Source organism: Pseudomonas oryzihabitans, assembly GCF_014522265.1.
GTDB classification, from domain to species: domain Bacteria; phylum Pseudomonadota; class Gammaproteobacteria; order Pseudomonadales; family Pseudomonadaceae; genus Chryseomonas; species Chryseomonas aestiva.
Genome location: NZ_CP017024.1, coordinates 1,214,344 through 1,228,428, shown reverse-complemented (window position 1 = coordinate 1,228,428; position 14,085 = coordinate 1,214,344). Strand labels below are relative to the sequence as shown.

The following is a 14,085-nucleotide window of genomic DNA, read 5'->3' as shown; positions in this document are numbered from 1 at the left end:
GCGCCAGGATGGCTGCCATGAATCCCTCTGCTTCTCTTCCGCCCGTGACACCACGGCATGGCGCGGTCGGCCTGGCGCTGGTCGCCGGCCTGTCGCTGCTGGCCGGCATGACCGATGCCATCGGCTTTCTCGCCACCGGCGATTTCGTTTCCTTCATGAGCGGCAATACCACCCGTCTCGCTGCCGATGTGGCGGCAGGCCGCTGGGCCGCCGCGGGGCACCTGGCGCTGGCCATCGGCACCTTCGTGCTGGGCAATGCCGGCGGTGTGCTGCTGCAGCGGCTGACCCGCCAGCGCGCCTGCCTGTTGCTCGGCCTGCTGGCCCTGCTGCTTGGGCTGGCGGCCAGCCTGTCCCTGGGCCACCTGGCGCTGCTGACCGGGGTGTTCGCCATGGGCATGGTCAATGCGGTGGTGGAGCAGGTCTATGGCCAGCCCATCGGCCTCACCTATGTCACCGGCGCCCTGTCGCGTTTCGGACGCGGCCTGGGTCACTGGCTGCTGGGCGAACGCCGCCGCGGCTGGCGCATCCAGCTGGTGCCCTGGCTGGGCATGCTGCTCGGCGGGGTGCTGGGCGCTGCGCTGGAGGCGGGACTGGGCCTGGCGGCCTGGTACGCCAGCGCGGCCCTGGCCGCCATCCTGGCGGTGATCTTTCGCCTGATCCCGCGAGCCTGGCAACTGGGTTATCTGGCCTCATGAACGCAGCGACCCAGACCCTGGGCGTCCGCCCCCGCGATCCCGAACTTGGTCAGGCCAAGGTCCGTTTGGCCTTCATCCTGCCGGCCTCGGCCTACATCATCGGCGCCTGGGCCTGGGGGCTGTTCGACACGTCCATCCTGCTGGCCAACCTGCTGTGCTACGCCCTGTTCGCCGTGGCGGCCGTCGGCCTGTTCCTCGAGATCCGCCGGCGGCCGGGAGTGAAGCCCTGGCGGCGCCTGCTGGCCATGAGCCTGGACTTCAGCGCCATCACCTTTTCCTCCATCACCAGCGGCGAGGCCCTGCTGCCACTGTTCGGCGTGCTGCTCTGGGTCACGGTGGGCAACGGCCTGCGCTATGGGCGCGGCTACCTGCTGCTGGCCACCGGGCTGTCGCTGACCGCCCTGACCGCCATCATCGCCGGGATGCCCTTCCTGCAGCGCTATCCCACGGTGGCCCTGATGATGCTGGTGACCGCGCTGCTGGTGCCCGGCTACGTGTATTTTCTGCTGACCCGCATCCAGGATTCGCTGCACGAGACCCAGGCGGCCAACCTGGCCAAGGCGCGCTTCCTGGCCCAGGCCAGCCACGACCTGCGCCAGCCGATCCACTCCATCGGCCTGTTCACCGCCTGCTTGCGCGATGGCCAGCTGAGCGCCGATCAGGAGCGGCTGGTCGACAACATCGACCGCTCGCTGCTCGGAGTCGAGCAGCTGTTCCGTTCGCTGCTGGACATCTACACCCTCGATCAGAAGCAGGTCAGTCCGCGGCGCACGGTGGTCGATCTGGATACCCTGTTCGGCGACCTGGTGCGGCAGAACGCCGAGGCGGCGCGCTGGGCCGGGGTGGAGATTCGCTGGCGTGCCTGTGGCCTGCAGGTCTACAGCGACCCGGCGCTGCTGCTCACCTCGCTGCAGAATCTGCTGTCCAACGCCCTCAAGTACGCGCCCGGCAAGCCCTTGCTGCTGGCGGTGCGCCGCCGCCAGGGCCAGCTCGCCCTGGTGGTCTACGACCAGGGGCCGGGCATCGCCGCCGAGCACCTGCCGCACCTGTGCGAGGAATTCTATCGGGTGCGGGAAACGCGCGATCGCGACATCGAGGGCGTCGGCCTGGGGTTGTCCATCGTGCAACGCATCGCCACCCTGCTCGAGTTGCGGCTGACCATCCGTTCGCACCCCGGCTGCGGTACCGCGGTCGCGCTCCAGGGCCTGCCGCTGGCCACCCTGCCGCTGGAGGTGCGCCCACGGTCGGTGAGCGGCCCCCAGCACCTGCTCGCCGGCTGGCGGATCCTGCTCATCGAAGACGACGCCAACGTGCTGCTGGCCACCGCGACCCTGCTGCGCAGCTGGGGCTGCGAGGTCACCACTGCCACCAGCATCCCCTCCGGCGCCGTGAGTTGCGACCTGGTGATCACCGATTTCGATCTGGATCGCAGCGCCTCGGGTGCCGATTGCATCGCCTATCTCAATCGGCTGCAGGGTCGGCGCATCCCGGCCATCGTGGTGACCGGCCATGACATTCCCCAGGTCCAGCAGGCGCTGGGCGACGCCGAGATCCCGGTGCTGGCCAAGCCGGTGCGACCGGCGGAATTGCGCGCCCTGCTGCTGGCCTTTCGTGTCGCGGCTAGCTGAGTGAGCGCTGGGAGCCAAGGCCGGCCTTGGCGCCGAAGGCGGCCGCCGCTGCGCGGCTGCTGACGCCCAGGGTACGCAGCAGGGCGGAGACATGGATGCGCACGGTAAAGGGCGAGATGGCCAGGATCCGGGCGATCTCCTTGTTGCTCAGGCCCTGGGTGATCAGGCCGAGCACCTCCAGTTGCCGCGGCGTCAGCGCCTGCACCCGGTTATCGGGCGTCAGGTTGACCGGGGCCAGGCTCGGCATGGCATAGCGCACCACAGGTTGTCCGGCGAGGCAGTCGGCGATCGCCTCGGCCATGGCAGCCGGCGGTAGCGCCTTGCCGATGAAGCCGTCCACACCGGCTGCCAGGATATGTTCGATCACCGTGGCGTCTTCCAGCATCGAGACCACGATCAGGGTGCTGCGCTTGAATTCCTGGCGCAGGGCGCGCAGCGAAAAGCTCAGGTCCTGGCCAGGATAGAGCAGGTCCAGCAGCAGCCCGCTGGGCGGCTCACCCTGGCGCGCCAGTTCCAGGACCTGTTGCAGGCTGTCGGCCTGATCCACCCGCGCCTGTGGCTGCAGCTGGCGCAGAATGCGCACCAGGCCTTCACGAAACAGCGGATGGTCGTCGGCGACGATGAAACGTTGCATCTCTGGCTATCCTGGGGCCCGGAACACCGGTCGCAACGCCGGGGTGGCCCAAAGCCTTTAGTCTAGCGCAGCGGTCAGAAGTGGACCACTTGGTAAAACGCTTGGGCCGCCGCGGCGCTCAGCCGTTTTGCGCCAGGCCGCGCGGCGCGGCCAGCGGCTCCGGCGCAGCCTCCGCAGCGCCCGCGCCCAGCTGCCGCCGCATCAGCCACTCGAAGGCACCGGTCAGCAGCAGCGCCGCACAGGCCAGTCCGAATGCCAGACCCCACCAGACGCCATGGGGGCCGATACCCAGCTGGACGCCCAGCAGCCAGGCACCGCTGGCGCCGATCAGGCAGTAGCAGAGCAATCCGCCGTAGAAGCCCAGGCGTGCCTGGCGAATACCCCGCAGCGCACCCTGGGCGATGCTCTGGGTACCGTCGAAGATGACGAACACCGCCGCGATCAGCACCAGCTGGCGTGCCAGCTCCGCCACCGGGCTCTGCGCATCCGCCAGGAACAGCCTCACCAGCCAGCCGGGAAAGCTCCAGAACAGCAGGGCGATGCCCAGCATCACCAGGGCGCCGCCGCCGATGGCCAGTCGCCCCACCAGCAGGGCCTCGCGCGGCCGCCCGGCGCCCTGGTGCTGGCCGATGCGGATGCTGGTGGCATAGGAGAGTCCGGCGGGCAACATGAACACCAGGTACACCAGCTGATTGGCGATCTGATGGGCCGCCAGCGCCGTGGCGCCCAGGGCGCCCATGCACAGCGCCGCCGACAGGAACAGGCAGGCCTCCACCGCATAGGTGCCACTGATCGCCAGGCCCTGGCCGAGGGTGTCGGCGAGGGCACGGCGATCCGGGCGGCGCAGATAGCGACCCAGAGGATAGGCGGCATAGGCCGGATGGCGGGCGATATACAACGCCAGGCCCAGAGCCGCGCCATTCATCACCACCGCAGTCACCGCGCCGATGCCCGGCAGCCCGGGTTGCGGCAGGCCGCCCCAGCCGTGCAGCAGCGCCAGGTTGAACAGGGCATTGAGCAGCGCCGCGCCGAGCACGATGGTCAGCACCGGTCCGGGGCGGTCCAGAGCACTGGTGAAGCCGCGCAGGGTCATGAACAGCAGATGGCCGGGCAGGGCGAAGGCCAGGCAGCGCAGGAAGACGCCGGCCGCCTGACGACTCTCTTCGGGCTGGCCGGCCAGGGCCAGCAGGGGTTCGATATGCCACAGCAGGGTACCGGCCAGCAGCGCCAGCACCCCGGCGATCCAGATCCCGGCCGCAGTGACCGCCGCCACCCCTTCGGTATCCCCCGCACCCCGGCGCAGTGCCGCCAGATTGGCCACCGCGGTGATCACGCCCACGCAGATCACCGAGACGAAGGAGTAGACCGCCGCTCCCAGGCCGCCACCGGCCAGGGCTGCCGGGCCCAGGCGGCCCATCATCAGGGTGTCGGTGAAGACCATGGCCACATAGGCCAGCTGCGCACCGATCAGGGGCAGGGCGAGACGCAACAGCGCGAGCAGTTCGAGACGCGGCAGAGACATGGGTGGATCTCGCTGAGCAGGTGGCCGACGTTTGACAAGAACTCATTGTTGGATGCGGGCGCGCCGCCCACAATCGGAAAATAACCATGCCATCCATGAGTCTGAGTCATGCCCGAGCACCCCTCGCGTCTGCCGCCGCTGTATGCCCTGCGCGCCTTCGAGGCCGCCGCTCGCCACGGCTCCTTCACCCGCGCGGCCCAGGAGTTGTCGCTGACCCAGAGTGCGGTCAGTCGCCATGTGCGGACGCTGGAAGAGACCTTTGGCTGCCGCCTGTTCGAGCGCGCCGGGCGTCAGCTGGCGCTGACCGAGCCCGGCAAGCTGCTCTTGCCGGGGCTGAGCGAGGGCTTCGAGGCGCTGGCGCGGGCCTGTGGCAATCTTGCCGTGGCCGAGGGCACCCTGAGACTCAAGGCGCCCACCACCCTGTCGCTGCGCTGGCTGCTGGCGCGGCTGGCGCGCTTTCGCCAGCTCAGTCCGCAACTGGACATCCAGCTCACCAGCGTCTGGATGGCCAGCGACCGGGTCGACTTCGTCCATGAGCCCTTCGATTGCGCGGTACTGCTCGGCGACGGCCGCTTCCCGGTGGACTGGGAGGTGGTGCCGCTGTTCGAGGAGTGGCTGGTGCCGGTCTGCTCGCCGGCTGCCGCCCGGGAGGGCGCCTGGGACCTGGCGCGGCTGCAGGGGAAGAACTGCTGCATCCCACCTTCGACCGCCGCGACTGGCGCCGCTGGCTGCAGGCCATGGGCCTGACCCAGGCGGTGCCCCTGAGTGGTGGCCAGGTGTTCGACACCCTGGAGCTGGGCATGGCCGCTGCCGCGCGTGGCTACGGGGTTTCCATCGGCGATCTGGTGATGCTCGCCGAAGACGTGGCGGCCGGACTCATTGCCTTGCCCTGGCCCGAGGCGGTGGCCAGCGGTGATGCCTATTACCTGGTCTGGCCGCGCAATCGCCGGGGCAGGCGCGCCTTCGCCAGCTGGCTGATTTCCTGCAACGGGAAGTGGCATCCCAAAGCCTTCCAGAGGTCGTTCGCCATAAATAAGGCGCCAGACTGCTGTCATTCGCTTTAGTTCATCGTACCTCTGCCGATAAAATAAAAGTTAACCGCCAAGAAGACCGCCCTAGAGCGGTCGGTCCCTGATACCGCCCTTGCCCTCAAATTCGTACTGCCCTACAGGGATGTAGGCGCTTTGGAGCCCCCTATGGTCATTTCCCCGCGTCGTAGTATCGCCCGACAACTTGCCTTGGCCCTCAGTCTGGTACTGATTGTCGTGATCGCCGGCAGCTGTCTGTTCGCCCTGCATGCCTTGAGCGTGTCCATCGAAGGCACCCAGCGCAAGCACCTGGGTAGCGAGGCCCGGCTGCTCTCCGATCAGCAGCAGACCTTTCTCAGCACCCTGAAGATCAGCACCCAACGGCTGGCCAACCTGTTCGAGCGCCGCTTCGATGGCGGCCTGAGCCTGGCCGGCGAGCGACTGCCCCTGGGCAGCGCCACGGCCCCCGCCCTGCTGTTCGCCGGTCAGGCGCTGAACAGCGACTTCAGCCAGGTCGACGACTTCACCCGGCTGACCGGTGGCGTCGCCACCATCTTCGTCCGCGATGGCGACGACTTTACCCGTATCACCACCTCGCTGAAGAAGCAGGACGGCAGCCGCGCCATCGGTACCCAGCTCGATCGCAAGCACCCGGCCTATGCCGGATTGCTGCAGGGTCAGAACTACGTCGGGCGCGCCCAGCTGTTCGGACGCTCCTACATGACCCAGTACACCCCGGTCCGCGACGGCGGCGGCAAGGTCATCGCCGTGCTCTTCGTCGGCTTCGACTACACCGACGCCCAGGCCCAGCAGCTGGCCCAGCTGACCCAGCTGCGCATCGGCGAGACCGGCTCCCTGGCCCTGCTCGACGAGCAGGGCAACTGGCTGGTGCCGCCGGCCAATGCGAAAAAGAATGACGAACTGCTCGCCGCGCTCAAGAGCGACCCCAAGCAGCGCGAACACACCTGGCAGGACGGCAATGAAGACTTCCTCAGCGTCAGCGCGCCGGTCGCCGGCGAAGGCTGGACCGTGGTCGCCACCCTGCCCAAGGCCGAGCTGGACGCCCCGGTGCACGCCGTCGGCCTGCGCCTGGCCATCGGCAGCCTGATCGCCCTGGTGCTGGCGGTGGTCGCCTCGGTCGTCCTGCTGCGCCACAAGCTGAAGCCGCTGGGCCAACTGGTGGAGCGGGCCCAGGCCCTGGGTCGCGGTCAGCTCAGCGTGCGCGTCGAGGCGCGCAGCCAGGACGAGATCGGCGAACTCGCCCAGAGCTTCAACCAGATGGCCGATGCCCTGGCCTCCACCGTTGAGCAGGTCCGTGGCTCTTCGCGCGCGGTCACCGAGCGTTCCCAGCAACTGAGCCAGCTTTCCGACCAGACCCTGAGACGCTCCGCCGAGCAGTCCAGCCAGATCGACAGCATGGCCAGCGCCGTGGAGGAATTCAGCGCCACCGCCCAGAACATCGCCGACGGCATGCAGCGCACCGAACGCCTGGTGCAGGAAAACGCCCAGCAGACCCGCACCGGGACTCAGGCCATGCAGGGCGCCTCGGGTGCCCTGGAGCAGATCGCCGATTCCCTGGCCAGCACCGCCGAACTCATCAAGGGCCTGGACGGCCGCTCCCAGCAGATTGGCGGCATCATCGGCGTCATCAGCGGGATCGCCGAGCAGACCAACCTGCTGGCGCTCAACGCCGCCATCGAAGCGGCCCGGGCCGGCGAGCAGGGCCGCGGCTTCGCCGTGGTCGCCGATGAAGTCCGGCAATTGGCCGGTCGCACCAGTGAGGCCACCCGCGAGATCTCGCAGATGATCGGCGCGGTGCAGGGCGAGACCCAGCGTGCCATGGGCGCCATCGACGAAGGCAATCGCCTGATGGAACAGGGCCTGGCGCGCAACGCCGACGTGGCCCAGGCGCTGCGCAGCATCGACCAGCAGGTCGCCGAGGCGGTGGAGCAATTCTCCGGCATCGCCCAGGCCACCGCCGAGCAGAGCACCACCGCCACCGCCCTGAGTCGCAACATCCAGGCGATCGCCGTGGACAACGCCGCCCAGCGCGATGCCGCCGAGGTGCTGGCCGGTACCGCTGGCGAGCTGCGTCATCTGGCGGAAGACCTGAGTGCCGAGGTCGGTCGGTTCAACTGACCGGCGCGTTCCGGCAGCAGCGAAAGGGAGGCTCAGGCCTCCCTTTTTCATTCCTGCGTACCTTGGCCCTTGCCTGGCTGCAATACTCTGACTACTGTATGCAAATACAGTACAAGAGGAGGGTGTCATGGGCGTATCCAACGAGGCAGTGCAGGCCGTCGAACGCATGCTGACCACGCTGCGGGCGGAGCGGGACGATTATCGCGAGCTGGCCCACCAGTGGCGGGCCATGTGCTTCGAGCTGGCCCAGGAAAATCAGGCGCTGCGAGATCGCCTGCAGGAGCCGCCGCGACACTACGGCCCGCCTGCCGGCGCCTAGTGACTCGCCCGATACTGCAGCGCTTCCGCCAGCTGTGGCCGCTGGATCTCGGCCTGGCCGGCGAGATCGGCCAGGGTGCGGGCCACCTTGACCACCCGGTGCAGGGCGCGCAGGGACAGATTCAGGCGTTCGCCCGCGCCCTCCAGCCAACGCTGATCGGCCTTGCTCAGGGCGCAGACCTGGTGCAGTTGATCGAGGCCGAGCAGGGCGTTGGGTCGCCCCTGGCGCGCCAGCTGGAGGGCGCGGGCGTCGGCCACCTGGCGCGCGGCCTCCGCCGTGGTGAGCTCATTGGCCGCTGAGGCGCCCAGCCGCAGGTGCTCGCGGGCTACCGTCAGGTGCAGGTCGATACGGTCCAGCAGCGGACCGGACAGCTTGCCGCGATAGCGCTGAATCTGCTCCGGGCTGCAGCGGCAGCGGCCGCTGGGGTCACCCAGGTAGCCGCAGGGACAGGGATTCATCGCCGCCACCAGCTGGAAGCGGGCCGGAAAGCGTACCCGTTCCCGCGCCCGGGCGATGACGATTTCGCCGCTCTCCAGGGGCTCGCGCAGCACTTCCAGTACCTTGCGATCGAATTCCGGCAACTCGTCGAGAAACAGCACGCCGCGGTGGGCCAGGGTGATCTCGCCGGGACCGGGTCGGCTGCCGCCGCCCACCAGCGCTGGACCAGACGCCGAATGATGCGGCTGGCGAAAGGGTCTCTGCGGCCAGTGTTCCAGCGGCTCGGGGCCGGCCACCGAATGGATGGCGGCCACCTGCAGCGCCTCTTCTTCATCCAGGGGCGGCAGCAGCCCTGGCAGGCGACTGGCGAGCAGGGTCTTGCCGGTTCCCGGTGGACCGGCCAGCAGGAGATTGTGGGCACCCGCCGCGCCCACCACCAGGGCGCGCTTGGCCGCCTGCTGGCCCTGCACCTCGGCGAGATCGGGATAGGGCAATGGGGTCCGCAGCAGGCCGCTGGGCTGATAGGGGGCCAGCACGGCCTGGCCACTCAGGTGACCGGCGAACTCCAGCAGGTGATCGACCGCCAGCACCCTGAGGCCACTGGCCAGGCAGGCTTCCTCGGCGTTGGCGCGGGGCACCACCAGGATGCGGCCGGCGGCTCGGGCCGCCAGCGCCGCAGGCAGCACGCCGCGCACCGCCCGCACCGCGCCCGACAGGGCCAGCTCACCCAGGCATTCATAGCCGTCGAGGCCCGGCGTCGGTAGCTGTCCGCTGGCGGCGAGGATGCCGATGGCCAGGGCGAGGTCGAAGCGACCACCGTCCTTGGGCAGGTCGGCGGGCGCGAGATTGAGGGTGATGCGACGACTGGGGAATTCGAAGCCGGCATTGAGGATGGCGCTGCGCACCCGATCCTTGGCTTCGCGGACGGCGGTTTCCGGCAGGCCGACCAGGGTGAGGGCGGGCAGGCCATTGGCCAGGTGCGCCTCGACCAATACCGGCGGCGCTTCCACGCCCACCTGGGCGCGGGTATGAACGAGGGCAAGCGACATGATCTCTCCTTGATCGTGATTCGCCAGACTCAGGGCTGCACCATCCTGGCGCGCCCTTGGGGATCAATCGGCGGGCGCGACGTCCGTGGCCGGGGTGATCGGCGGCTTGACCTCGGCGGTCTGCGGCTTTTCCAGCTCGGTCAGGCGTGCCTCGAGGGCCTCCAGGCGCGCACGGGTGCGGGCCAGCACGGCCATCTGGGCATCGAATTCGTCACGGCTGACCACATCGAGCTTGCTCAGAGCACCTTGCAGCAGGGCCTTGAACTGGCTCTCGATCTCGGCCTTGGGTAGCGGCGAGTCCTGACCGAACAGCCGGCTGGCCTGCTGAGTCAGGGAATCGAACAGCGAACGGGTCGTGGACATGGTTTATCCCCTGCAATGGATCAAGGCGCGAGTGTAGCACAGCGGGGTGTGCCACCCCGGGCAGCGCCTCTGCACCGCTTTGGTGCCAGTCCCGTGCCAGAGCTGTTCGCTGTTGGTGCAAAGTCCTGCCCGCCGGGCCGAGCGTTGCCCCTTCAGGAGGCGCGCCAGGCGGGCTGGCGCCCGAAATCCGTACGCCTTCACAAACCTGGCAAGCTTTCTGCTACTGCCGATGCAGAGACGGGCGTCAGAGGCGCATGGGGTAGAGGCGCCCTCTGGCCGCTTCTGCCGTAACCACGGCGATTACCACGTCAACGGTTAAACAGACGGTCACTGCGCTAGACTTGGGCCGGGGTTTGTTTTCCTGGGGCCAGTCAACTCAATCGGGAGAAGTTCATGAAACTAGTCACCGCCATCATCAAGCCGTTCAAGCTCGACGACGTGCGTGAGTCGCTGTCCGAGATCGGTGTGCAAGGCATCACCGTTACCGAGGTCAAGGGCTTTGGCCGTCAGAAGGGCCACACCGAGCTCTATCGCGGCGCCGAATACGTCGTCGACTTCCTGCCCAAGGTCAAGATCGACGTCGCCATCGCCGACGATCAGCTCGACCGCGTCATCGAGGCCATCACCAAGGCCGCCAACACCGGCAAGATCGGTGACGGCAAGATCTTCGTGGTGAATCTCGAGCAGGCCATCCGCATCCGCACCGGCGAAACCGACACAGACGCCATCTGACGCGCTAACCGACCGCCCAACCCCACACGAGCCCCAGGAGAAACAACGATGACTCTGCGCACCTACGCAGGGCTAGGAGCCCTCATGTCTTTCGTAGCGCTGCCGGGCCTGGCCATGGCCCAGGAAGCGGCTGCGGCACCAGCCATCAACAGCGGGGATACGGCCTGGATGCTGGTCTCGACAGCCCTGGTGCTGTTCATGACCATCCCGGGTCTCGCGCTGTTCTATGGCGGCATGGTGCGTGCCAAGAACGTCCTCTCGGTGATGATGCAGTGCTTCGCCATCACCGGTCTCATCAGCATCCTGTGGATGGTCTACGGCTACAGCCTGGCCTTCGACACCACCGGCATGGAGAAAGGCGTCACCAACTTCAATTCCTTCATCGGCGGTCTGGGCAAGGCCTTCCTGTCCAGTCTGCAACATGATGCCGTGACCTCGGCCACCGCCCTGTTCCCGGAAAGCGTCTTCGTCACCTTCCAGATGACCTTCGCCATCATCACCCCGGCGCTGATCGTCGGTGCCTTCGCCGAGCGCATGAAGTTCTCCGCCATGCTGGTCTTCACCGGCCTGTGGTTCACCTTCGTCTACGCGCCCATCGCCCACATGGTCTGGAGCGGTGACGGCGGCCTGATGTGGGACTGGGGCGTACTGGACTTCGCTGGCGGCACTGTGGTGCACATCAACGCCGGTGTGGCCGGTCTGGTCGCGGCCCTGGTCCTGGGCAAGCGCAAGGGCTATCCCACCACTCCCATGGCTCCGCACAACCTGGGCTATACCCTGGTCGGTGCCGCCATGCTGTGGGTCGGCTGGTTCGGCTTCAATGCCGGTTCCGCCGCCGCTGCCAACGGCACGGCCGGCATGGCCATGCTGACCACCCAGATCGCCACCGCCGCTGCCGCCCTGGGCTGGATGTTCGCTGAGTGGATCACCCACGGTAAGCCGAGCGCCCTGGGCATCGCCTCCGGCGTGGTCGCCGGTCTGGTCGCCATCACCCCGGCCGCCGGTACTGCCGGTCCCATGGGCGCCCTGATCATCGGCCTGGCCGCTGGCGTGATCTGCTTCTTCACCGCCACCAGCCTCAAGCGCAAGCTTGGCTACGACGACTCCCTGGACGCCTTCGGCGTGCACGGCATCGGCGGCATCGTCGGCGCCCTGCTGACCGGTGTCTTCGCCGCCCCGTCCCTGGGTGGCTTCGGCACCGTCACCGATATCGGCGCCCAGCTGTTCATCCAGTTCAAGGGCGTGGCCTTCACCATCGTCTACACCGGTATCGTCACCTTCGTGATCCTCAAGGTGCTGGACGTGGTCATGGGTCTGAGAGTCAACGAGGAAGAGGAAACCGTGGGTCTGGACCTCACCCTGCACAATGAGCGTGGCTACAACCTGTAAGCCGCCGCTCTGGAAAAAGGCGCCGCGAGGCGCCTTTTTAATGTCCGCCATACGGCTGGAACAACCGCCATCCTGCTGTGTCTAGACTGCACGCCAGCGGTGTGCAATCACCGCTTTGCTTTTCCGATCGTCGCGCTAGAATGCGCGCCCAGTCAGTCGGCGGGGGTTGTTCATGTGGCTGCAGCGGAGCTTTTCCCTGCGCGCGCGCGCGCGTGGTTTCCATCTCGTCACCGCTGAGGTGCTGGAGCAACTGCCCGAGCTTGGCGAGTGCCGGATCGGCCTGCTGCACCTCTGGCTGCAGCACACCTCGGCCTCGCTGACCATCAATGAGAATGCCGATGGAGCGGTGCGGCGCGACTTCGAGCGGTTCTTCAATCAGCTGGTGCCCCAGGGGCAGGCCGGTTATGAACACGACTACGAAGGGCCGGACGACCTGCCCGCGCATTTCAAGAGCAGTCTGCTCGGCTGCAGCCTGAGTCTACCGGTCCAGGCAGGGCGCCTGGCCTTGGGAACCTGGCAGGGCATCTATCTGGGCGAGCATCGCGACCAGGGTGGCGCACGGCGCCTGATCGCGACACTGCAAGGCGAATAGCCAGGAATTTTTTTTAGGAGGCCGCGTCAAAACGCGCGGTCCGATTTTGCCAAAGTCTGTGGAGGCGGTTTATGAGCGACGAAGATATGGAGCAGGACGACCTGGAGACAGGCGCGGAAGAAGAGGGCGATAACGAAGACTTCGCTGCCGCAACCGACGACGCCGAGCAAGAGGAGAGCGGGGAAAGCGAAGCGCCCGCGTCCGGGAGCAAGGCCAAGAAGAAGCGTGAAGTCGAGCCCGAGGAACTGCCTTCGGTGGAAGCCAAGCAGCGCGAGCGGGATGCGTTGGAAAAGGCCATGCAGGACTTCCTGGCCCGTGGTGGCAGGGTTCAGGAGATCGACGCCAATGTAGTCGCCGATCCGCCCAAGAAGCCTGACAGCAAATATGGCAGTCGTCCTATCTAGGACCTTGCCATACCGCCTTCGAAACCCCGCCTCGGCGGGGTTTCGTCTATCTGACGATTACAGCAGGACCATCACCATGATGAAGCCGGTGAAGGCCGCAGCCATGGTCGCAAGGCAAGCCATGCAGATTACATCATCTCTCTCATACATGTTGGCAGCGCCCTAAAGCCTAATGGGTGATGGCATTCTGCTCCTATGGCAAACATCTCCCTGTGTGGCTCATCGCAAAAGGCCATCATCTCGCCGCCGTGATGCCAAGCAGTTCACCAATGGCGGGGCGGACCGTAATAGGGTCGGGGTTCATAGGCCGGCTGGTAGGGGTAGTAGCCCCGCGGTACCGGTCGCCAGTGGGGGCGCCATAACCCGGTTGTGGGTAGGGCTGGTAATAGCTGTAGGGATAGCGATCCCTGCGGTAATAGGGGTGATGCCGATGATGCCGTCGAAATTCGCCTGCCGGCAGGAATTCGCCGCCCTCGGCGACCACCGCGGGGTGGTTTGCCCAGGGTTGCCCCTGGTCAGGACCCTCGTAGGCGGCAGCCAGGCTGCTGGCGGTCAGGGTGGCGGTCAACAGCAGAATCAGCGACGCTCGCGATGCCATGGTGCTCTCCTCGCGGCGCTCGATAGGCCGCGTCACCATGAAACACCTTTGGCGGTCAGCGGACGTCAGGCCAGGTAAAGGTCCGGTAAGGCCGCCCCGCCGGCTCAGGCCCAGTCCAGGCCCTGCATGCCCACGGCGACGATGAGTGCCATGGCCAAGAGACCGATGCCGCACATCAGGATGGTCAGCTCCAGCTGATCCAGACGCCGCTTCATCCCTGCCACCAGTGCCATAAGGTAAAACCGATGAGCGCCATGACCAGGCCGAGAAACAACCGGTTCAGCCAGAGGCTGACGCCGTTCAGGAGTCTGAGCCAGAAGGGTGCGGTGGGCTCGACGGCAAGCGGACCGGGCTGAGCGACGGCTTCCTGAGCGAGAACGCCGGGCAGGGTGGGAGCGACAAGGGGAATCGAGGGGATGGGCATGCAGTGAGCGCCTCCGTGCGCCTTATGCGAGGTCTGGCTGCGCCCGATGGCCAGCCAAGGTCGAGCGGCGTCCTGAACAGGCTGCCACTTCTGCGCTCGATCATCGCCGAAATCCTCTACCGCCGGGGGAC

General features: G+C 67.2%; 14 protein-coding genes and 1 pseudogene. 9 read left to right on the top strand and 6 right to left on the bottom strand.

Annotated elements, in window-relative coordinates; all coding sequences use genetic code 11:
- The first annotated feature begins 17 nt into the window (after positions 1-17).
- A complete protein-coding gene (locus BGI51_RS05700) occupies positions 18-695 on the top strand; it encodes a YoaK family protein (protein ID WP_187980543.1) in 678 nt (225 codons plus the stop codon).
- Complete coding sequence (locus BGI51_RS05695) at positions 692-2,323, top strand: ATP-binding response regulator (protein ID WP_187980542.1); 1,632 nt, start codon at positions 692-694, stop codon at positions 2,321-2,323. The genes BGI51_RS05700 and BGI51_RS05695 overlap by 4 nt, the downstream gene beginning before the upstream one ends.
- On the opposite strand, the gene BGI51_RS05690 is transcribed toward BGI51_RS05695, so the two are convergent.
- Positions 2,316-2,957, bottom strand: coding sequence for a LuxR C-terminal-related transcriptional regulator (locus tag BGI51_RS05690; protein WP_187980541.1), 642 nt, complete (start codon positions 2,955-2,957; stop codon positions 2,316-2,318). The two genes, BGI51_RS05695 and BGI51_RS05690, sit on opposite strands and share 8 nt — an antisense overlap.
- A gap of 118 nt (positions 2,958-3,075) precedes the next feature.
- Positions 3,076-4,479, bottom strand: coding sequence for a NorM family multidrug efflux MATE transporter (locus tag BGI51_RS05685; RefSeq protein WP_187980540.1), 1,404 nt, complete (start codon positions 4,477-4,479; stop codon positions 3,076-3,078).
- A gap of 108 nt (positions 4,480-4,587) precedes the next feature.
- Here BGI51_RS05685 and BGI51_RS05680 point away from each other — a divergent pair.
- The 3 genes and pseudogenes from BGI51_RS05680 (at position 4,588) to BGI51_RS05670 (ending at position 7,965) form a co-directional block, all read left to right on the top strand.
- A pseudogene (locus BGI51_RS05680) lies at positions 4,588-5,543 on the top strand (LysR substrate-binding domain-containing protein).
- Between the two features lie 132 nt (positions 5,544-5,675).
- Positions 5,676-7,646, top strand: a complete 1,971-nt coding sequence (locus BGI51_RS05675) for a methyl-accepting chemotaxis protein (protein ID WP_187980539.1) — start codon at positions 5,676-5,678, stop codon at positions 7,644-7,646.
- 127 nt (positions 7,647-7,773) lie between these two features.
- Complete coding sequence (locus BGI51_RS05670; protein ID WP_027597468.1) at positions 7,774-7,965, top strand: hypothetical protein; 192 nt, start codon at positions 7,774-7,776, stop codon at positions 7,963-7,965.
- Here the strand turns inward: BGI51_RS05670 and BGI51_RS05665 are convergent.
- Together BGI51_RS05665 and BGI51_RS05660 are read right to left on the bottom strand one after the other, a co-directional pair.
- Positions 7,962-9,452, bottom strand: coding sequence for a YifB family Mg chelatase-like AAA ATPase (locus BGI51_RS05665; RefSeq protein ID WP_187980538.1), 1,491 nt, complete (start codon positions 9,450-9,452; stop codon positions 7,962-7,964). The two genes, BGI51_RS05670 and BGI51_RS05665, sit on opposite strands and share 4 nt — an antisense overlap.
- 63 nt (positions 9,453-9,515) lie before the next feature.
- The gene (locus BGI51_RS05660) at positions 9,516-9,815 is read right to left on the bottom strand and encodes an accessory factor UbiK family protein (protein WP_187980537.1); all 300 of its coding nucleotides are present in this window, start codon (positions 9,813-9,815) and stop codon (positions 9,516-9,518) included.
- Positions 9,816-10,208: 393 nt separating this feature from the next.
- Here BGI51_RS05660 and glnK point away from each other — a divergent pair, with 393 nt between their 5' ends.
- From glnK to sutA, 4 genes are all read left to right on the top strand, one after another.
- On the top strand, positions 10,209-10,547 hold the full coding sequence (gene glnK, locus BGI51_RS05655; RefSeq protein ID WP_003096476.1) for a P-II family nitrogen regulator: 339 nt from the start codon (positions 10,209-10,211) through the stop codon (positions 10,545-10,547).
- A gap of 48 nt (positions 10,548-10,595) precedes the next feature.
- Positions 10,596-11,936 carry an ammonium transporter gene (locus BGI51_RS05650; RefSeq protein WP_133861998.1) on the top strand — a complete coding sequence of 447 codons (1,341 nt, stop codon included), beginning with the start codon at positions 10,596-10,598 and terminating at the stop codon, positions 11,934-11,936.
- A gap of 172 nt (positions 11,937-12,108) precedes the next feature.
- Positions 12,109-12,528, top strand: a complete 420-nt coding sequence (locus BGI51_RS05645) for a secondary thiamine-phosphate synthase enzyme YjbQ (RefSeq protein ID WP_007159806.1) — start codon at positions 12,109-12,111, stop codon at positions 12,526-12,528.
- A gap of 71 nt (positions 12,529-12,599) precedes the next feature.
- The gene (gene sutA, locus BGI51_RS05640) at positions 12,600-12,932 is read left to right on the top strand and encodes a transcriptional regulator SutA (protein WP_133861997.1); all 333 of its coding nucleotides are present in this window, start codon (positions 12,600-12,602) and stop codon (positions 12,930-12,932) included.
- Between the two features lie 235 nt (positions 12,933-13,167).
- Here the strand turns inward: sutA and BGI51_RS05635 are convergent, their stop codons facing one another.
- Entirely contained in the window at positions 13,168-13,530 is a 363-nt protein-coding gene (locus tag BGI51_RS05635) for a hypothetical protein (protein WP_252977214.1), read from the bottom strand.
- Positions 13,531-13,741: 211 nt separating this feature from the next.
- Complete coding sequence (locus BGI51_RS05630; RefSeq protein WP_133861995.1) at positions 13,742-13,954, bottom strand: hypothetical protein; 213 nt, start codon at positions 13,952-13,954, stop codon at positions 13,742-13,744.
- Between the last annotated feature and the right edge of the window lie 131 nt (positions 13,955-14,085).

Excerpts from the sequence above, each read along its gene's own strand:
- BGI51_RS05700 (WP_187980543.1), top strand. The coding sequence starts at position 18 with ATGAATCCCTCTGCTTCTCTTCCGCCCGTGACACCACGGCATGGCGCG.
- BGI51_RS05695 (WP_187980542.1), top strand. The coding sequence starts at position 692 with ATGAACGCAGCGACCCAGACCCTGGGCGTCCGCCCCCGCGATCCCGAA.
- BGI51_RS05690 (WP_187980541.1), bottom strand. The coding sequence starts at position 2,957 with ATGCAACGTTTCATCGTCGCCGACGACCATCCGCTGTTTCGTGAAGGC.
- BGI51_RS05685 (WP_187980540.1), bottom strand. The coding sequence starts at position 4,479 with ATGTCTCTGCCGCGTCTCGAACTGCTCGCGCTGTTGCGTCTCGCCCTG.
- BGI51_RS05675 (WP_187980539.1), top strand. The coding sequence starts at position 5,676 with ATGGTCATTTCCCCGCGTCGTAGTATCGCCCGACAACTTGCCTTGGCC.
- BGI51_RS05670 (WP_027597468.1), top strand. The coding sequence starts at position 7,774 with ATGGGCGTATCCAACGAGGCAGTGCAGGCCGTCGAACGCATGCTGACC.
- BGI51_RS05665 (WP_187980538.1), bottom strand. The coding sequence starts at position 9,452 with ATGTCGCTTGCCCTCGTTCATACCCGCGCCCAGGTGGGCGTGGAAGCG.
- BGI51_RS05660 (WP_187980537.1), bottom strand. The coding sequence starts at position 9,815 with ATGTCCACGACCCGTTCGCTGTTCGATTCCCTGACTCAGCAGGCCAGC.
- glnK (WP_003096476.1), top strand. The coding sequence starts at position 10,209 with ATGAAACTAGTCACCGCCATCATCAAGCCGTTCAAGCTCGACGACGTG.
- BGI51_RS05650 (WP_133861998.1), top strand. The coding sequence starts at position 10,596 with ATGACTCTGCGCACCTACGCAGGGCTAGGAGCCCTCATGTCTTTCGTA.
- BGI51_RS05645 (WP_007159806.1), top strand. The coding sequence starts at position 12,109 with ATGTGGCTGCAGCGGAGCTTTTCCCTGCGCGCGCGCGCGCGTGGTTTC.
- sutA (WP_133861997.1), top strand. The coding sequence starts at position 12,600 with ATGAGCGACGAAGATATGGAGCAGGACGACCTGGAGACAGGCGCGGAA.
- BGI51_RS05635 (WP_252977214.1), bottom strand. The coding sequence starts at position 13,530 with ATGGCATCGCGAGCGTCGCTGATTCTGCTGTTGACCGCCACCCTGACC.
- BGI51_RS05630 (WP_133861995.1), bottom strand. The coding sequence starts at position 13,954 with ATGCCCATCCCCTCGATTCCCCTTGTCGCTCCCACCCTGCCCGGCGTT.